Raw genomic sequence first — 19254 nt, 5'->3', positions numbered from 1 at the left:
CGAGCGGAGGCTTCGTTGGCCACCGGCACCGAACCCACCAGCACCGAACCCCATACCAAGAGCGGCACCGGCGTCCGAGGCCGGACGCGTGCCGCGATCGCCGCGCCCCATCTGCGCACGGACCGCTGGTGGCTGGCCCCGGCCGCGACCGCGGCGGGCCTGTTCGCCTTCGTCGTCTACTCGACGTGGCGGGCCTTCGCCAACGCCGACTATTACGCGGCCCCGTACGTCTCCCCGTTCTACTCGCCGTGCGTCGCGCAGAACTGCGAACCGATGCGGCACGGCCCCAACTGGGAGATCTTCGGGAGCTGGTGGGGCCTCTCCCCCGCCCTGCTGATCCTGATCTTCCCGCTCGGCTTCCGGCTGACCTGCTACTACTACCGCAAGGCCTACTACCGCGGCTTCTGGGCGTCGCCGCCGGCCTGCGCGGTGGCCGAGCCGCACAAGAAGTACTCGGGCGAGACGCGCTTCCCGCTGATCCTGCAGAACATCCACCGGTACTTCTTCTACGCGGCCGTACTCGTCGCCTGCATCCTCAGCTACGACACGGTGCTCGCCTTCCGCGACGAGACCTACGCGTGGGGCCACATGGGCCTCGGCACCTTGGTGTTCCTGCTGAACATCACGCTGATCTGGGCGTACACGATCTCCTGCCACTCGTGCCGGCACATCATCGGCGGCCGCCTCAAGCACTTCTCGAAGCACCCGGTGCGCTACCGACTGTGGGGCTGGGTCGGCAAACTGAATGCCCGTCACATGCTGCTCGCCTGGGCTTCGTTGGTGAGTGTGGCGCTCGCCGACTTCTACGTGTACCTGGTCGCGTCCGGTGCCTTCGACGATCCGCGGTTCTTCTAATGGTGGGGGCTCATCGATGAGTGTGGTGGAGCGGCAGCAGTGGGACGTTGTCGTGGTGGGCGCGGGTGGTGCCGGGCTGCGGGCCGCGATCGAGGCGCGTGAGCGGGGCGCGCGTACCGCGGTGATCTGCAAGTCCCTGTTCGGCAAGGCCCATACGGTGATGGCCGAGGGCGGCATCGCGGCCTCCATGGGCAATGTGAACTCCAAGGACAACTGGCAGGTCCACTTCCGCGACACGATGCGCGGCGGCAAGTTCCTCAACCAGTGGCGGATGGCGGAGCTGCACGCGCAGGAAGCGCCGGACCGCGTATGGGAGTTGGAGACCTGGGGCGCCCTCTTCGACCGCACCGGGGACGGCCGCATCTCGCAGCGCAACTTCGGCGGGCACGAGTATCCGCGCCTCGCCCACGTCGGCGACCGTACGGGACTCGAACTCATCCGCACCCTCCAGCAGAAGATCGTCCAGCTCCAGCAGCAGGACAAGGCGGAGTTCGGTGACTACGAGGCACGCCTGAAGGTCTTTCAGGAATGCACCGTTACACGCGTGTTGAAGGACGACGACGGGTCCCGTGTCTCCGGCGCGTTCTGCTACGAGCGCGAGAGCGGCCGTTTCTTCGTGCTGGAGGCGCCGAGCGTGGTCCTGGCCACCGGCGGCATCGGCAAGTCCTTCAAGGTGACGTCCAACTCCTGGGAGTACACGGGCGACGGCCACGCGCTGGCGCTGCTCGCGGGCGCGCCGCTGCTCAACATGGAGTTCGTGCAGTTCCACCCGACCGGGATGGTCTGGCCGCCGTCCGTGAAGGGCATCCTCGTCACGGAGTCGGTCCGCGGCGACGGTGGAGTGCTCAGGAACTCCGACGGAAAACGCTTCATGTTCGACTACATCCCGGACGTGTTCAAGGAGAAGTACGCCGAGTCGGAGGCCGAGGGCGACCGGTGGTACGAGGACCCCGACACCAATCGCCGCCCCCCTGAGCTGCTGCCGCGCGACGAGGTCGCCCGCGCCATCAACGCGGAGGTCAAGGCGGGCCGCGGCTCCCCGCACGGCGGCGTCTTCCTCGACGTGTCGACGCGGATGCCCGCCGAGGTCATCCGGCGCCGGCTGCCCTCCATGTACCACCAGTTCAAGGAGCTGGCGGACGTCGACATCACCGCGGAGGCGATGGAGGTCGGCCCGACCTGCCACTACGTGATGGGCGGCATCGCCGTCGACTCGGACACGGCGGCGTCCCACGGCGTGCCCGGCCTGTTCGCGGCCGGCGAGGTGGCCGGCGGCATGCACGGCTCGAACCGGCTCGGCGGCAATTCGCTCTCCGACCTGCTGGTGTTCGGCCGGCGGGCAGGACTGCACGCGGCGACGTACGCCGCGGAGCTGGTGGACCGCCCCGCCGTGGCCGATCTCCAGCTCGACACCGCGGCGGCCGAGGCGCTGCGCCCCTTCTCCGCGGAGGGCCAGGAGGACGGCACCGTCCCCGAGAACCCGTACACCCTGCACCAGGAACTCCAGCAGACGATGAACGACCTGGTCGGCATCATCCGCCGGGAGCCCGAGATGGAGCAGGCGCTGCGCAAGCTCGCGGAGCTGCGGGTGCGGGCGCGCCGGGCCGGGGTCGAGGGGCACCGGCAGTTCAACCCGGGCTGGCATCTCGCCCTCGACCTGCGCAACATGCTGCTGGTCAGCGAATGCGTCGCGCGCGCCGCCCTGGAGCGCGAGGAGTCGCGCGGCGGCCACACCCGCGAGGACCATCCGGCGATGGACCGGGAGTGGCGTCGGGTGAACCTGCTCTGCCGGCTCCGGGACCCGAGCGGGGGCTTGGCGGCCACGGACCCGGTGCGCGGCCAGATCCGCCTCGAACGCCGGACCACCGATCCCATCCGTCCCGACCTGCTGGCCCTCTTCGAGAAAGAGGAGCTGGTCAAGTACCTGGCCGAAGAGGAGCTGTACGAGTGAGCGCGTATGAGGCCCGCTTCAAGGTGTGGCGCGGGGACATCGGCGGCGGTGACCTGGAGGACTTCGATGTCGAGGTGAACGACGGCGAGGTGGTCCTCGACATCATCCACCGCCTACAGGCAACGCAAGCTCCCGACCTGGCAGTTCGGTGGAACTGCAAGGCGGGCAAGTGCGGTTCGTGCTCCGCCGAGATCAACGGACGGCCGCGGCTGATGTGCATGACGCGGATGTCCGTGTTCGAGCGGGACGACGTCGTCACGGTGACGCCGCTGCGTGCGTTTCCGGTGGTCCGGGACCTGGTGACCGACGTCGGGTTCAACTACACGAAGGCGCGCGAAGTCCCCGCGTTCGTGCCGCCGTCCGGCCTCGGGCCCGGCGAGTACCGGATGATGCAGGAGGACGTCGACCGCTCGCAGGAGTTCCGCAAGTGCATCGAGTGCTTCCTGTGCCAGGACACGTGCCATGTGGTGCGCGACCACGAGGAGAACAAGTCCGCCTTCGCGGGCCCGCGCTTCCTGATGCGCGTCGCGGAACTCGACATGCACCCGCTGGACGCGGCCGCCGACGACGGACTCGACCGCAAACGCACCGCCCAGGACGAGCACGGGCTCGGCTACTGCAACATCACCAAGTGCTGCTCGGAGGTGTGCCCCGAGCACATCAAGATCACGGACAATGCGCTGATTCCCTTGAAGGAAAGGGCAGTCGACCGTAAATACGATCCGGTGGTGTGGCTGGGGAACAAGATCCGGCGAAGGTCGTCGTCGTAGCGGCGCCGTGCGGCCGGGCGGCGCCATAGGCGTAGGGACGTTTCAGTCTCCGGTCAGGGGAACCCGGTACGCAGGCCGGTGCCGCGGCCCGGGGGCGCTGTGGGGGCGCCCCGGTCGCGGCACCCTTGATCCGGACATACGCTCCCAAATGTGCCCCCGTCCGAGAGCCGCCCCCGCCCGGTACCGATAGCCGCGCGGACGGCAGCGGCCGCGCTTCTCGCGCTGCTCTGGCTGCTGCTGCCCGCCGCCTCCGCCCACGCCGACGACCCGGTCACCCTCTCCCGTACGGGCCAGATCACCGACAAGGTGGACGCCCTCGGGGACCGCGAGGACGCCGTCGTCTCCGCGCTCGGCGATCTCGACGACGCGCACGGCATCCAGCTCTTCGTCACCTACGTACGGGACTTCTCCGGGCGCTCCGCGCAGGACTGGGCCGACGCCACCGCCGACAAGAACGGCCTCGGCCTGAACGACGTACTCCTCGCCGTCGCCACGCACGACCGGCAGTACACCCTCTCGGTCGACCAGGATTCCCGGCTCACCGACGCCCAGATCCAGGAGATCGCGGGGACCGCGGTGGAGCCCGCGCTGCGCAGGAACGACTGGCCGGGGGCCGCGATCGGCGCCGCGAACGGCATCGGCGCCGTCGTCGCGGGCCGGGCCGTGCCCACGCCGACACTGACGCCGGGCGCCGCCGACCCCGGCGCGAGCGGTGACAGCGGCGGGACCGGCACCGGCGACCTGGTGCTCCCCGTCATCGCCGTCGGTGCCGCGGGCGCCCTGGCCGTGTACTCGTTCACCCGCCGCAAGCGGCGCATGAGCGAACGCACGACTCCCGGCGGGAAGGCGCACGGCTGGGGGGAGCCGCAGGCCACACCGCTTCCCGAGCTCGACAAGCAGGCCAAGCACGTGCTGGTGGAGACCGACGACGCCGTGCGCACCAGCACCGAGGAGCTCGGCTTCGCGACCGCCCAGTTCGGGGAGGAGGCGGTCAGACCCTTCAGCGAGGCGCTCGCGTACGCGCAGACGGAGCTGACAGCGGCGTTCAAGCTGCGCCAGCAGCTCGACGACGCGTTCCCCGAGGACGATCCGACGAAGCGGCGGATGCTCGACGAGATCATCAGCCGCTGCACCGAGGCCGGGCGCCGGCTCGATCAGGAGTCAGGGGACTTCGACCGGCTGCGCTCCCTGGAGCAGTCGGCGCCCGAGGCGCTCGCCAACGCCGAACGTGCCTTCCGCGAGCTGACGGCGCACACCAGCCGCGCGCAGGACACACTGACCGCGCTCGGCACGCAGTACGCGCCCGCCGCACTCGTGTCCGTCGCGGGCCACATCGAGCAGGCCAAGGACCGGCTCGTGTTCGCCACGACCCATCTCAACCAGGCCCGCCAGTCCGTCGACGCGGGCGACAACGGCAAGGCCGCCGTCTATCTGCGGGCCGCCGAGGGCGCCGTCGACCAGGCCGGCACGTTCGTCGCCGCGGTCGACCGCCTCGCCGGTGAACTCGCCGAAGCGCAGAAGAAGTTGCCGGCCGCGCTCACCGAGGCCGAGACCGATCTCGCGGACGCACGCGGCCTGCTCGAAGGCACCGCGCAGGGCGTCTCGACCGCCGATCTGCGGGGCCGCATCGCCCGCGCCGAGTCCGTCGTCGGCGACGTACGCGAGGAGACGGCCGCGGGCCCGTACGACCCGATCGACGCGCTGCGCCGCGTGGAGGAGGCCGACGCGGCGCTCGACGAGGCGCTCGCGGCGGCACGGGAGCGCGAGGAGGGCACCACGCGCGCCCGCTCGCTCCTCGGGCAGGCCCTGCTGGCGGCCCGCAGCAGCACCGGTGCCGCGGCCGACTTCATCACCACGCACCGCGGCGCCGTGGGCAGCGAGGCCCGCACCCGCCTCGCCGAGGCCCAGCGGCACCTGGCGAACGCGCAGGGCGCCGAGGAGGGCGACCCGGCGGCGGCGCTCACCGAGGCCCAGCAGGCCGACGCGCTGGCCCGGCAGGCGCAGTCGCTCGCCGAGCGGGACGTGCGCTCGTACGGCGATCCGTACGGGGGCGGCGGGCGCGGTGGCGGCGGCTCGGGCGGCGCCGTGCTCGGCGGGATCCTCCTCGGCCAGATCCTCGGCGGCGGGCGCGGCGGCATGGGCGGCGGCGGGCGCGGCGGGTTCGGCGGCGGGGGCGGGCCCGGCAGCTTCGGCGGCGGCGGGACGCGCGGCCGCAGAGGCGGCGGCGGACGTTTCTGACCGGTGCGCCGACCATCACCGACCACAGCCCCACGCCACCTACAGGCATACACAGCACGGGAGTCGACCATGACGAAGCAGACCATTTTCAGCCGGGTCGCCACGCTCGCGAAGGCGAACATCAACGCGCTGCTGGACAACGCCGAAGATCCCCAGAAGATGATCGACCAGCTCATCCGCGACTACACGAACAACATCCGAGAGGCCGAGGACGCCGTGTCGACCACCATCGGCAATCTGCGGATGTTGGAGCAGGACCACAAGGAGGACGTGGACGCGGCCGCCGAGTGGGGCACGAAGGCGCTCGCCGCCAGCAAGAAGGCGGACGAGCTGCGCTCCGGCGGTACCGCGGCGGAGGCCGACAAGTTCGACAACCTCGCGAAGGTCGCGCTCGGGCGGCAGCTGCAGTCCGAGAAGGAGGCGAAGGACGCCGAGCCGACGATCGCCTCCCAGACCGAGGTGGTCGACAAACTGAAGTCGGGGCTCGACCAGATGAAGGAGAAGCTGACGCAGCTCCAGTCGAAGCGCGATCAGCTGGTGGCCCGCGCGAAGACCGCGCAGGCGCAGAACCAGATGATGGACGCCGCGAAGAACATCAATGTCCTCGACCCCACGAGCGAGTTGAACCGCTTCGAGGAGAAGGTGCGCCGCGAGGAGGCCAAGGCGCTCGGCAAGCAGGAGCTGGCCGACTCCTCTCTCGACGCGCAGTTCGAGCAGCTGGACTCGCTCGGGGACTCCGCCGAGATCGAGGCACGGCTGGCCGCGCTCAAGGGCTCCTAGGGCCCTTCTGACGGATCTCCGCGGCGCGCCAGTACCTCCTGCCGCGTCGCCTCAGAAAAGGCTGAGCAGCGCCTCCGTCGGATCGGCGATCCCCGTCTCCCCGTCGGGCAGGGCGAGTTCGAACCACACGGTCTTGCCGCGCGGTGTGCGGCGCGACCCCCAGGCGGCGCTGAGCAGGCCGACGAGCTGGAGGCCGCGGCCGCCCTCGTCGGTGTCCCGGGCGCGGCGGCGGCGCGGCTGCACGAGCCCGGCGTCCCACACCTCGCACACCAGCGTGCGGTCGAGCAGCAGTCGGAGCCTGATGTCACCCTCGCCGTAGCGCAGCGCGTTGGTGACCAGCTCGCTGACGAGCAACTCGGTGGTGTCCACGAGGAGTTCGAGGTCGAAGGCGGTCAGCTGGGCCCGCGCGAGCTCCCGGGCGCGGCCCACGGACTTCGGCTCGCGCGGCAGTGTCCAGTCGCCGACGTTCTCACTCGGCAGCCCCTGGATACGGGCCATGAGCAGGGCGATGTCGTCCTCGCCGTGGTGCGTGTCGAGCGTGTTGAGGACGTGGTCGCAGACGTCCTCCAAGGCCGGCGCCGGGTCGTCGAGCACGGCACGGAAATCGGAGAGCCCCTCGTCCAGAGGGTGGTCGCGGGACTCGACGAGGCCGTCCGTGTAGAGGGCGAGGAGGGAGCCCTCCGGCAGTTCGACCTCCACCTCCTCGAACGGCTCGCCGCCCACGCCGAGCGGCATCCCCGGCGGCACGTCGAGCATGAGCGCGCCCTCGCCGGGTTCGACGAGCACGGGCGGCAGATGCCCCGCGTTGGCGAAGGTGCAGCGCCGGGTGACGGCGTCGTAGACCGCGTAGACGCAGGTGGCGAGGTAGACCTCGGACAGGTCGGCGTCGGACGGCTTGCTGCGGGCCGACCGGGTCGCCTGCTGGACGCCGCCGGGTGTGCCGAGCCCGCGCGCGATCTCGTCCAGCGCACTGAGCACTTCGGCCGGTTCGAGGTCGAGCAGGGCCAGGGTCCTGACCGCCGTACGGAGTTCGCCCATGGCGACGGCGGCGCGCAGGCCGCGCCCCATGACGTCGCCGATGACCAGCGCGGTGCGGTGGCCGGGAAGTTCGATGACGTCGAACCAGTCGCCGCCGACCTCCGTCGCGGCGTTGCCCGGCAGGTAGCGGCAGGCGATGTCGAGGCCGGACGCCTCGGGGTTGTCGGGCGGCAGGAGCGAGCGCTGCAGTATCAGGGCGCGCTCGTGCTCGCGGCGGTACAGGCGCGCGTTGTCGATACAGACCGCGGCGCGCGCGGCCAGCTCCACCGCGAGCGCCCGGTCCCGCTCGTTGAACGGCTCGCTGCCCTTCGTGCGGGAGAACTGCACGAGCCCGACGACCGTCTCGTGCGCGACCATCGGCACCGCGAGCGTGGACTGTACGAGGCTGCCCGGCTCGGCGGGCAGCAGCTGGGGGCGCCCGGTGCGCAGGGCGTCCGCGCAGGCGGAGTTGAACGGGAAGCGGTGCACCGCGCCCACGCCGACCGGTTCCTCGCCGCCAAGGTCGAGGAACGGCACGTCGGCGACGGCGCTCGCGGCGGCGACCCGGCGCAGCTCGGCGCTGCCGTCGGCGAGGCTGTGGCTGCTCAGCGCCGCCTCGTCGCCCGCGAGCAGGCCCTGGTACAGGTCGACGGAGGCGAGGTCGCAGAAGCCCGGGACGACGACGTCGAGGAGTTCCCTGGAGGTCGTCTCCAGGTCCAGGGAGTTGCCGATGCGGGCGCCCGCGTCGTTCAGGAGCGCCAGGTTGCGGCGGGCGTGGGCGGCCTCGCGGGCGGCGGCGTGCCGGCGGGTGACATCGGTGGTGAGCCCGGCGATGCCGATGGGCCGGCCCGAACCGCTGTGCACGCGGTAGAGGTTGATGGACCAGTGGCGCCGCTCGGAGGAGCCCGGGACGGTCCCCACCAGCTGCATGTCGGTGACGGCGTCGCCGCTCTCCAGGACGCGGCGCAGCGCGCCCTGCACCCGATCGGCCTCGTGGCGCGGCAGGTAGTCGTGGACGGTGCGGCCGCGGTGCTCGTCGGCCTGGCCGCCGAAGACCGCGGTGAACGTGCGGTTGGTCCGCCGTACCGTGAGGTCGGTGTCGAACAGCAGGAACCCGAAAGGGGATTGGCCGAAAATCGCCTGCGAGGCGGCGAGGTCGGTCTCGATGCGCCGCAGGGTCCGTACGTCCACGACGATGCAGACCGCGGCGCGCTCGCCGGACTCGGTGGTCGTCGGCATCACATAGACCTCGGCGCGGCCGGTCGGCCGGTCCGCCGACGCCTCCGCCTCGTCCGCGGGCGGCATCCGGAACGGGACGGTGCCCGTCCACTCCCGGCCGTCCAGGATCTCCGCCATCTTGCGGTGCCCGCGCTCGCGGAGATCCGCGGGGACGAACGCCTCGATCGGATCCTTGCCCACGGCGTCCTCGGACGTGACGCCGAAGATGCGTGCGGCCCGCACGCTCCACTGGTCGATCAGCCCGTCGGGCCCGATGGAGAAGGAGGCGACCTTGATGTAGTCATAGATCGAGCCGGGCGGGCTCGACTGCCAGCCGTCGGGCGCTCCCGGACCGTCTCCGTCCTGCGGCGTGCGGTCCGCATCCCGCGTCGACGCCGCGTCCGAGAGTTCCTCGGGCACCTTGGCCTTCGCTGGTATCTCGCTCACGCGAACCGTCCCCTCCAGCTCACCACGTCCGGCACCGGTCACCGGGGCGGCTGCCCGCAGTATCCAGCACTACGGAGCCACACAACACGGTGTTCACGATCACACCACGCTCCCGACGCTTTTTGGCCCGCCGGGGCCGACTGATTCCGTACCCAGGGTGTAGGTACGCCCACACACGGCGACCCACACCAGCTGCTCTGATCCCTCGTCTAACCAGGCAGAGCCAACTCGAACCACACGGTTTTGCCACCCGTCCGGGCGTCCCCCGGTCTTGTGCCCCAGCTCCGCGAGACGCCCGCGACCAGTTGCAGACCTCGGCCGCCCTCGTCGTCGGGGGCGGCGGCGCGGGCGCGCGGCGGGTCGGGCAGCGGGTCGGAGACCTCCACGAGGAGGGCGCCGTCGGACCCTCTCGGCCGGCACAGACGCACCCCGATCGGGCCCGAGGCGTGCCGCAGGGAATTGGTGACCAGCTCGCTGACCAGCAACGTCGTCACATCTCCGAGTTCTTCCAGATCCCAGTCGGCGAGCTGCCCCCGAACCGCCGCACGGGCTCTGCGCACCGCCGTCGGGTCGGCGGGAAAAGCCCACTCGGCGTAGTCGCCGTCGGTGTGGAGCACGCCGATCACTTCCCTGGCCCGCGAAGAGGACTGTCCGGTTTCAGAGGGTTAATCGGCATATACCCGGACGCGGCGCAGAGCTATCGCGTTAGTAGGGGTGTGGTGGTACAGACGGCGTACGCACGGCTCATCCGGTTCACGGGTCGTGCGCCTGTGCGCCGGTCGCCGCCGGGGTCGCCGGCGGATCGGACACAGGGCTCCGGAGAGGTCAGCGCGCCTGCCGTGCGAGCACCTCCTTCACCGCGGGGACGTCCTGATCCAGCCAGTCGACCGACCAGACCTCGTCCGGCGCCAGCCAGCGGAGGTCGTCGTGGTCCTGCAGCGGGACCGGGGCACCGGAGCCGGCGAGGAGCCGGGTGCGCCATACCCGTAGGACATAGCCGGATTTCAGGGGCCATTCGCCCGGCACCCGGCCGACGGGGTCGGCCGTGACGCCCAGCTCTTCACGCAGCTCGCGCACCAGGGCCCGCTCCGGAGTCTCGCCCGGCTCCACCTTGCCGCCGGGAAGTTCCCAACGGCCGGCGAGCTCAGGGGGCGCACTCCGTCGCGCGGCGAGGAGACGGCCCGCGTCGTCGTACAGGGCGGCGGCGACCACCACGATCGGTTCCGGCGAGGACGGTGCAGTGGGCATGCACCGGAGCCTACGGCTCCGTCAGCGCACCGCGCCGTTCTGTCCCGGGCCCGGGCTCTGGGTGAGGCGCTCGACCCAGTAGAGCTGCTTGTGGCCGCGGTCGTCGAGGCTGTCGGCCATGCGCTGGGCTTCGGCCCTGGTCGCGTACCGGCCGACGCGATAGCGGTTGCCGTTGTCGTCCTCGCGTATGACAAGCCACGGAAGTGTGGTCGTGCTGTCAGTCATCGCGCCCCTCCACTCCCCGACTCCGGCTCGCATGGTGCCCCGCCCCCTAAGCGTCCTGAGGAAACCGCAATCCGCATATGCCCGAGCCTACGCCTGACCTTTACGGAGCGGATACGGATTAGCACAAAGAGATACGCAACAAGCCACCGGGGTGACGCCTCTTGAACACCGTCGCGGGTCTGCCTGAGCACGACAAGGGGGCGCATCCGCAAAGATGCGCCCCCTATCCCCTCCGATCTGCCGTTTCAGCCCACCCGCACCGCCGGTACCGGCAGCAGGACGGGCTCCCCCGTCGGCCGCTTCGTACAGGCGTCGTCGCACTCCGCGTCCAGGGAGCAGCACAGCGAGCAGATCGGACCGGCCTGGACGGGGCAGTCCGCGATGTCGGGGAGTTCGTACGCGGTTTCGCAGACGCCACAGGTGTGGGTCGCGGTGACGTCCGCGACGTCGACGTCCGGGCCGTTCACCGGATTCGGGCGGGCCAGGTAGTACTTGCCCTTCGTCGCCCACGCGATCAGCGGGCACAGGACCAGCGCGAGACCTGCGGCGATGAAGGTCGAGAACGCCTCCGCGTACACACCGAAGACCCCGAAGAAGGCCAGGATCGAAACCACCGACGCGATCACCATCGACCCGAACCCGGCCGGGTTCACGGCGTACAGATACGCGCGTTTGAACTCGATGTACCTGGGGCTCCAGCCCGCCCGCTTGTTGATGACGAGGTCCGCGGCGACGGTCGCGATCCAGGCGATGCCCACGTTCGAGTAGAAGCCGAGCAGCTTGTTGAGCGCGGCGAACATGTTCATCTCCATCAGCGTCAGCGCGATGGCGAGGTTGAGGAAGATGTACCAGACCCGGCCCGGGTGCCGGTGGGTCAGCCGGGAGAAGAAGTTCGACCACGACAGCGAGCCGCTGTATGCGTTCGTTACGTTGATCTTGATCTGCGATACGACGACGAACAGCGCGGCGACCGGCAACGCCACCGAGCCCAGCCACGGCTTGAGCGCCTCCACCTGCGGGGCGATGGGCTCCAGCGCGTGCGTCTTACCCACGGCCCCCAGCGCCACGAAGGCGAGCAGCGCCCCGCCGAGCTGCTTGGCCGCGCCGATGATCACCCAGCCGGGGCCCGCGGCGAGAACGGCCAGATTCCATCGCTTCCTGTTCGTATCCGTCTTTGCAGGCATGAAGCGCAAATAGTCGGCCTGCTCGCCGATCTGCGCGATGAGCGAGAGCGCCACCCCGGTACCGAGCCCGAAGCCGAGCCAGTCGAACCCGCTGCCCGCGCCCTCGGTGCCACCGAAGTGCGTGAAGTCTCCGAAGGAACCGGGCGAGTGGAACAGCAGGATCGCGAAGGGCAGGACAAGACCGATCAGCCACACCGGCTGCGTCCACGCCTGCACCTTCGCCAGCGCGCCCATCCCGCGGAACACGATCGGGATGACGATGAGCGTCGTCAGCAAGTACCCGACGGGCAGCGGCAGTCCGACGATCTCGTGCATGGCCTGCGCCATGATCGAGCCTTCGAGCGCGAAGAAGATGAAGGTGAACGAGGCATAGATCAGCGACGTCAGCGTCGAGCCGAAGTAGCCGAACCCCGCCCCGCGCGTGATGAGGTCCATGTCCAGGCCGTACGTAGCGCAGGCGCGGGCGATCGGGATGCCGGTCAGGAAGATGATCGTCGCCGCGCACAGGATCGAGGCGAGACCGCTGGTGAAGCCGTACGTGAACACGATCGACGCCCCGATCGCGAAGTCCGCGAGGTAGGCGATGCCGCCGAGCGCGGTGGACGCGACCATGGTCGGCGACCAGCGCCGGTAGGAGTGCGGGGCGTAGCGCAGCGAGAAGTCCTCGCGGGACTCGTCGGCCGCCAGCTTGGCGTACCTGCGCCGGGGCGCGCTCCCGTCGGGCGGTTCGGGGGCCGTCGTTCCGGCGGTGGGCAGGGCGGTCTCGGTCATCGGCGGCTTCCCGTTCGTCCATCCGTCAGCGGTTACCGGTACGGCCGGTACGCAGAAGGAAGGTAGGAGCCGTGCATGACAACGCGGGGCGGCGCGGGATTGCCCGCCGGTTACGGGAGGCGGGGCCGGGTTAACTCGGGATCACGCGGCCCGGACGCGCCATCCCGGGTATCGGTCACCCCACCCCACTCGGGACCCCGTCGGACACCCATCGGGACCACCACGGCCGCTCGACCGGAAACCACGTCACCGGGGTCACGTCAGTGGGTGCAGGTCAGCGGCTGCACGCCACCAAGGTCACGCCACCGAGGTCACGCCACCGAGGTCACTTCACCGGCAGGTGGTACGCGATGCGGTAGCGATCGGCCGGGACCACGACGTCGGCCGTCTCCACCGGCCGGCCCGAGGCGAAGAACGTCCGGTGAATGACGAGGACGACGTGGCCGGGCACTCCGCCGAGCGCGCTCAACTCCTCGGCGAGGCCCGGGCGGGCGGCGACCTCCTCCGTCACGTTGTCCACGATCACGTCGATCCCCGCCATGCGCTCGACGACACCGCAGCCGCCCAGCGGTCCCTCCTCGGGGAGCATCACCGGAGTGCGGCCCGTGACGGCCAGCGGCTCCCACGACGTGGCCAGCATCACCACTTCGCCCGCGTCCCGGTACACGTATCTCGTACACATGACGCGGTCGCCCACGCGGATGCCGAGGCGCTCGGCGAGGCCGCCGTCCGCCTCGGTCTGCTCGCTGCGCGATTCCCAGGTGCCGCGCGCCGCCGGGTCGGACTGCTCCTGGCGGAACGGCGTCGAGCCACCGCCCGAGCGGTATCCGGAACGGGCCACGCGGCGCGGCACGGGACGCTCGCGCACGTACGTCCCCGAACCGGACCGTCCCTCGACCAGTCCCTCGGCCATGAGGATCTTGCGCGCCTCCAGAGCGACCGTGTCCGAAACCCCGTACTCCTCGCGGATCCTGGCCTGGGAGGGAAGACGTGTATGTGGCGGCAGCGAGCCGTTGACGATCTTGCTGCGCAGATCTCCCGCAACGCGCAGGTACGCCGGCTGCTCACCGAATGTCACTAGGTGTTCCCCTCAGATCCCATCAGATTGACAGACAGCAACAGCGTGGCAACCGTGGGTTCGGCCGTGCAAGCAAAGGCCAAGGAATCACCCGAAGTGATTACACGCAGGCCGCGAGGTCTTTACTCAGCGGCCTCGTGCAGGTAGTGCATATTTCACACATCGGCCCCTCGTGGCGCTGCCCGTCAGCCGGTCGGAATCAGGCGGAGCCATCTGTGGCGAGGCCCGTTTTCAGGCCCGCGCCGCAGAGGGGGACGACCGCTGTGCGGGTGTTCAGGGTCGCGCCGAGGGAACCGCCGTCGCGGGTGGCGGCCCAGCAGGCGACGCCGGTCGACTCGACGTACAGGCCCCGCGAGGCCAGGTCGAGCTGGGCGTGCCGGATCTGGTCCTCCGTCACCGTGTGGAAGGCGCCGCCTGATTCGCGTACGGCACGAAGGATCTGGCGGGCGCGAGGGGGCCGGGGGATCGCGATGCCCTCCGCGAAGGTGGCGGCCATCGGGGCCACGCCCACCAGGTCATCGGCTCCGGCCTGCCACGCCTCGGCCAGCGGTGCGACCGCCGCGGCCTGTACGGCGTGCAGCGCGGGGCGGCGGTCGATCAGGCCCGCGGTGTGCAGCTCGGCGACGGCGAGGGCGGCGCCGAGGAGGAGGGTCCCGTTGCCGACGGGCACCACGAGGGCATCGGGGAGGCGGCCGCCGAGGTCCTCCCACAGCTCATGGACGTAGGTCTTGGTTCCGTGCAGGAAGTAGGGGTTGTGGACGTGGCTGGCGTAGAAGACGCCGCGCTCGTCCGCCGCCGCGCGGGCCGCTTGCGCCGTGGCCTCACGATCTCCCGCGACCACTTCCAGCCGCGCGCCGTGCGCTCCGATCTGCTCCAGCTTCTTGGGCGACGTGCCCTCAGGGACGTAGACCGTGCACGGCAGTTGGGCGCGGGCGCAGTACGCGGCGACGGCCGTACCGGCGTTGCCGCTGCTGTCGGCGATGACACGGTCGGGGCGCAGCCGGGTGGCGAGGGCGGCGAGCATGACGGCGCCGCGGTCCTTGAACGACAACGTCGGCATGAGGAAGTCCAGCTTGGCCGAGACGTTGCCCGTGAGGGGGACGACGGGTGTGCGGCCCTCGCCGAGGGTGCAGTCGGGAGCGGGGAGCGGCAGGCACTCGGCGTACCGCCACAGCGAATTGACGCGCCCGGTGAGGGACTTGAGCTGCGCGGGTGTCGGCGAGTAGTCGAGGTCGAGCGGCCCCCGGCAGGCGGGACAGCACCAGTCGAGCGACCCGGCGGGGACGCGGGTCCCGTCGACGGGGCAGTAACAGTCGGGAAGGGCGGTCATGGGAGCACCCTAGGCGGGGCCGGTTCGGTTCGTTGCCCAGCACTGATACCCAGCCCCGGGGCTCCGCCCCGGACCCCGCTCCTCAATCCCCCCAGCCTCCGTCCGGGGGCCCCCAAGGGGCTTGAAATACCGGCGCTTGGCGAGAACCGGCGATCAGACGCGTACGAGACGGGAGGGGACGGTCGGGGTATGTGCGCGCGCAGCACACCGGCACGCGGTAGCGACGCCCGAAGCAACCGGCGAGGCCATCAAGATGGCGAGCACGGACATACCCCGGGCGGCCCCGTACCCACCACACACCTATCGGAACGCACCAGACAGCCGCCAACGAAACCCAAGACGGCCACCCTCCCTTCAATGCGCCCCACCCCCACCCCCACCCCCACACCCACCCGGCCAAAGAATCCGTCCGCCCCGGCGCGCATGCCACACCACCCCGCCCCCACCACGCACCCTCGACCCGTGACCACCCCGAGCCGCCACCTCCTAGCAGCCCTCACCCTCGCCCTCACCGCCCCCTTGCTCCCGCCCACCCCCGCCCAGGCCACCACGACCGCCCCGCCGTGCACCACCCCCGCCTGGACCTTCACCACGCACACCCCGCTCCCCCCGACCAACCTGTTCCACGCCTACGCGGGCAACGGATACCTCGGGCTCCGCGTCCCGCCCGCCGGCACGGGATACGCCGCCCCCGGCGGACCCGACGCCAAGACGGGCTGGCCGTTGTACACGCACCCGTACGACGGCGCCTTCGTCTCCGGCCTCTACGCGCGCGGCCCGGCCGTCACCGCCCACCGCCAGGTCCTCGCCGCGCTCCCCACCTGGACGGGCCTCGACGTGAGCGCGAACGGTGAGACGTACGGGCCCGGCAGCCGCACCACGGGGTACCGGCAGAGCCTCGACCTGCGGTGCGGCATCGTCCGTACGTCGCTCACGTGGGTGCACAAGGACGGCCGTCGTACGGATCTGACGTACGAGGTGCTCGCGGACCGGGCCCGCCCGCACGTCGGGGCGGTCCGGCTGCGTCTGACGCCGCACTGGAGCGGCCGGGTCACGGTCGCCGACCACGTGGACGGCCGCGGAGCCCGCCGGCTGACCGCGACGGGCGGCGGCCCGGCCGGCAAGCGGACGGTGACCGTGGGCTTCACGACGGAGGGAACGCGGACACGGGGCACGCTGGCGTCCACGCTCCGTTCACCGGGCCGCACCCACCCGCCCCACCGCACGGAGAACCTGAGCGCCCGTCAGACCGCGGACTTCGGCGTGAGCCCCGGCGTACGGTACGACGTCGTCAAGTACGTCGGCATCGACACCGCCCTCACCTCCCGCTCGCCGCGCGCCGACGCGATCACCGCTTCCCAGCGTGCGGCGGCGGCAGGCTGGGATGCGCTGATGCGTGAACATACCGACGCGTGGCGGAAGTTGTGGGCATCCGACATCGAGGTCCCGGGCCACCCCCAGCTGCAGAAGCAGGTACGCGCGGCCCAGTACGGCCTCCTGGCCTCGCTCCGCCCCGGCGCCCGGGACAGCATCGCGCCCACCGGTCTGAGCAGTGACAATTACGGGGGCATGGTGTTCTGGGACGCGGAGACGTGGATGTTCCCGTCGTTGCTGGCGACGCGACCCCAACTGGCGGCACCCGTACTGGAGTACCGCTACCGCACGCGGGACGCGGCGGCCGACAACGCGCGCAAGACGTCCGTGAGAGGCCTCATGTACCCCTGGACGAGCGCGAGTTCGGGCTCGCTCTGGACCGAGTGCCAGAGCTGGCACCCACCCCACTGCGTCACCCAGAACCACCTCCAGGGTGACATCGCGCTGGCGGCCTGGCAGTACTACCAGGCGACCGGCGACCGGGCGTGGCTGCGTGCGAAGGGCTGGCCGCTGCTCAAAGGGCTTGCGCAGTACTGGACTTCACGAGTGACCAAGAACAACGACGCCCCGAGACCCGGTACCGCCGGCCGACCACGCTCGCACTCCTACTCCATCAAGGACATCGCGGGCCCTGACGAGTACAGCAACGGCGTGGACGACGGGGTCTACACGAACGCCGTCGCCGCGCTGTCCCTGCGCTCGGCGACACGGGCGGCGCGGATCGTCGGGGAGAAGCCGGACCCGGGGTGGACGCGGATCGCCGACCGGCTGCGGATTCCGTACGACGCGCGGCGCAAGGTCTTTCTCCAGTACGCGGGATACAAGCTCGGCGGCTCCGCCTCCGACATCAAGCAGGCCGACGCCGTACTGCTGCTGTATCCCCTGGACTGGCGTCCGATGCCGAAGGGGGCGGCTGCCGCGACGCTCGACTACTACGCGGCGCACACCGACCGCGACGGCCCGGCGATGACGGACTCCGTGCACGCGGTCGCGGCGGCGGCGATCGGCGAGCCGGGCTGTTCGACGTACACGTTCCTGGAGCGGGCGTCGCGGCCGTTCTTCCGCGATCCGTTCGGCATGTTCTCGGAGTCGCGCGGTACGAAGGCGGGTGCCGCGGACGCGCTGGCCGGCGCCCCCGCACAGGACTTCCTGACCGGAAAGGGCGGCTTCCTCCAGGTGTTCACGCACGGGCTGACGGGGCTCAGACTCCGCGACGACGACGCCGTGCACCTGGACCCGACGCTGCCACCCCAGCTCTCAACAGGCGTCACCGTAAAGGGACTTCAGTGGCGTGGTCGGTCGTACGACGTGGCGATCGGCGCCGAGCGGACGACGGTGCGGCTCACGTCCGGCACCCCCTTCACGGTGGACACTCCGGCGGGCCGCAGGAGGGTGACCGCCACCGGCCTCACCCTGCCGACCCGGCGCCCCGACCGCGCCCCGACCTCCGACCTGGCGCGCTGCCGCCCGGCGACGGCGACGTCCGAGGACCCCGGCCAGTACGCGGGCGCGGCGGTCGACGGCAACCCGGCCACCACCTGGCTGCCCGCACGCCCCGGCGCCGCGCTGACCGTGGATCTGGGCGCCGAGCGGGTCCTGTCCGGGGTGTCGGTGACGGGGGCGCGGGCGTACCGGGTGCGGATGTCGGTGGACGGGCGGCGCTGGGTGCCGTTCGCGACGGGCGGGGCGGGGCGGTTCGTACGGGTGACGGAGACGGGCAGATCGGCTGAGCCCGTAGGGGAGTTGACGGTGCGCTGACCGGCCCGGGGCGCACCCGCGCGCAACAAGCAACAAGCACCAAGCAACAAGCAACAAGCAACTAAATGTATGACGCCGTACAACCTCAGCCGGGCCACGTTGGTCTTGATCACGTAACTCTGCGCCGTCCTCGGGCGCCGCGCGTTGATCATTGGGAGAAGCACCATGCGAGCCACCAGCGTCCGCCGTACCGCCCTGACCGTCTCCGCGGTCTCCTTCGCTCTTCTGGTCACCGCGTGCGGTGGCGGCGGTGGCGGCGATGAACAGGGCGACGAGGGGAAGTCGGGAAGCGCCGGGGCGTCCGACAAGCCGACGGCGAAGGCGTTCACCGCCGGTGAGCTGGAGAAGCTCGCGGTCACCCAGGGCGACGTCAAGGGCCAGGAGATCAAGAAGCCGGGGAAGGACGACGTCTTCGCGCCGGGCTCGGTCACCGTCGACAAGGCCGCGTGCAAGCCGGTCGCCCTGGCGTTGTCGGCCCTTCCGGCGGGCAAGCCGGCGGCGAGCGTACAGCGGCTCGTCGTCGACGAGTCCGCGCAGGCCAAGAAGGGCATGCCCTCGATGGAGGAGCTCGGGAAGATGTCGAAGAAGGAGGCCGAGGAGGCGACGATCGACTCGCTCGACATCACCAAGACCCTCACCTCCCTCTGGTCCTACGACGCCGACGGCGCCGAGCAGGCCCTCACCACCCTGCGGGAGGCCGGGAAGACGTGCGCCGGCGGCTTCACCATGACGGCCGACGGGGAGAAGCAGCAGGTCACCAAGGTCAGCGAGGAGAAGGTCTCCGCCGGACAGGACGCGGTCGCCTGGACGGTGGGGACGAAGCAGGACGGGACCCCGGCCGACACCAAGGTCGTCGTGTTCCGGCAGGGCGGCACGCTCGCCGGGTTCTCGTCCTTCAACATCGCGGCGGTCACCCGGGGCGATGCGTTCGAGCAGCCGACCGCCGTCATCGACGCGCAGGCCGCCAAGCTCGGCTGACCCACGCATCCGTTCCCCAGGCTCGAACCGGG

The 19254-nt window shown here is 70.9% G+C and carries 14 protein-coding genes; 7 read left to right on the top strand and 7 right to left on the bottom strand.

The genetic code is table 11. The annotated features are described in order from the left end of the window. Positions 1-15 precede the first annotated feature (15 nt). From ACIREE_RS01535 to ACIREE_RS01515, 5 genes are all read left to right on the top strand, one after another. Positions 16-855, top strand: coding sequence for a hypothetical protein (locus tag ACIREE_RS01535; RefSeq protein WP_404144765.1), 840 nt, complete (start codon positions 16-18; stop codon positions 853-855). Between the two features lie 16 nt (positions 856-871). Beyond that, positions 872-2806 carry a fumarate reductase/succinate dehydrogenase flavoprotein subunit gene (locus ACIREE_RS01530; protein WP_404144763.1) on the top strand — a complete coding sequence of 645 codons (1935 nt, stop codon included), beginning with the start codon at positions 872-874 and terminating at the stop codon, positions 2804-2806. Then, the gene (locus tag ACIREE_RS01525) at positions 2803-3576 is read left to right on the top strand and encodes a succinate dehydrogenase/fumarate reductase iron-sulfur subunit (protein ID WP_404144761.1); all 774 of its coding nucleotides are present in this window, start codon (positions 2803-2805) and stop codon (positions 3574-3576) included. Before ACIREE_RS01530 ends, ACIREE_RS01525 begins: the two co-directional genes overlap by 4 nt. A 150-nt stretch (positions 3577-3726) precedes the next feature. Further along, the gene (locus ACIREE_RS01520) at positions 3727-5814 is read left to right on the top strand and encodes a TPM domain-containing protein (RefSeq protein WP_404144760.1); all 2088 of its coding nucleotides are present in this window, start codon (positions 3727-3729) and stop codon (positions 5812-5814) included. Positions 5815-5883: 69 nt separating this feature from the next. Beyond that, positions 5884-6594 (top strand): PspA/IM30 family protein, encoded by a 711-nt coding sequence (locus tag ACIREE_RS01515; RefSeq protein WP_404144758.1) that lies wholly within the window; start codon positions 5884-5886, stop codon positions 6592-6594. A gap of 51 nt (positions 6595-6645) precedes the next feature. Here the strand turns inward: ACIREE_RS01515 and ACIREE_RS01510 are convergent, their stop codons facing one another. The 7 genes from ACIREE_RS01510 to ACIREE_RS01480 all read right to left on the bottom strand — a co-directional run bounded on the left by ACIREE_RS01510 (position 6646) and on the right by ACIREE_RS01480 (position 15112). After that, positions 6646-9276: a SpoIIE family protein phosphatase gene (locus ACIREE_RS01510; protein ID WP_404144756.1), complete on the bottom strand. Its 2631-nt coding sequence runs from the start codon at positions 9274-9276 to the stop codon at positions 6646-6648. Between the two features lie 209 nt (positions 9277-9485). Beyond that, a complete protein-coding gene (locus ACIREE_RS01505; protein WP_404144754.1) occupies positions 9486-9902 on the bottom strand; it encodes an ATP-binding protein in 417 nt (138 codons plus the stop codon). A gap of 199 nt (positions 9903-10101) precedes the next feature. Continuing rightward, positions 10102-10524: a (deoxy)nucleoside triphosphate pyrophosphohydrolase gene (locus ACIREE_RS01500; protein WP_404144752.1), complete on the bottom strand. Its 423-nt coding sequence runs from the start codon at positions 10522-10524 to the stop codon at positions 10102-10104. A gap of 21 nt (positions 10525-10545) precedes the next feature. After that, positions 10546-10749: an SPOR domain-containing protein gene (locus ACIREE_RS01495; protein ID WP_404144750.1), complete on the bottom strand. Its 204-nt coding sequence runs from the start codon at positions 10747-10749 to the stop codon at positions 10546-10548. A 245-nt stretch (positions 10750-10994) separates the two neighbouring features. Beyond that, a complete protein-coding gene (locus tag ACIREE_RS01490) occupies positions 10995-12704 on the bottom strand; it encodes a purine-cytosine permease family protein (RefSeq protein ID WP_404144749.1) in 1710 nt (569 codons plus the stop codon). 325 nt (positions 12705-13029) lie between these two features. Beyond that, positions 13030-13782: a GntR family transcriptional regulator gene (locus ACIREE_RS01485; protein ID WP_404144747.1), complete on the bottom strand. Its 753-nt coding sequence runs from the start codon at positions 13780-13782 to the stop codon at positions 13030-13032. A 199-nt stretch (positions 13783-13981) separates the two neighbouring features. Beyond that, on the bottom strand, positions 13982-15112 hold the full coding sequence (locus ACIREE_RS01480) for a threonine synthase (protein ID WP_404144745.1): 1131 nt from the start codon (positions 15110-15112) through the stop codon (positions 13982-13984). A 423-nt stretch (positions 15113-15535) separates the two neighbouring features. On the opposite strand from ACIREE_RS01480, the gene ACIREE_RS01475 reads away from it, so the two are divergent. After that, entirely contained in the window at positions 15536-18244 is a 2709-nt protein-coding gene (locus ACIREE_RS01475) for a discoidin domain-containing protein (protein WP_404145310.1), read from the top strand. 165 nt (positions 18245-18409) lie between these two features. Then, a complete protein-coding gene (locus ACIREE_RS01470; RefSeq protein WP_404144743.1) occupies positions 18410-19222 on the top strand; it encodes a hypothetical protein in 813 nt (270 codons plus the stop codon). Positions 19223-19254: the final 32 nt, after the last annotated feature.

It is taken from the genome of Streptomyces sp. NPDC102467, assembly GCF_044765445.1.
Taxonomy (GTDB): domain Bacteria; phylum Actinomycetota; class Actinomycetes; order Streptomycetales; family Streptomycetaceae; genus Streptomyces.
This window is presented reverse-complemented; position numbering and strand designations above follow the sequence as displayed.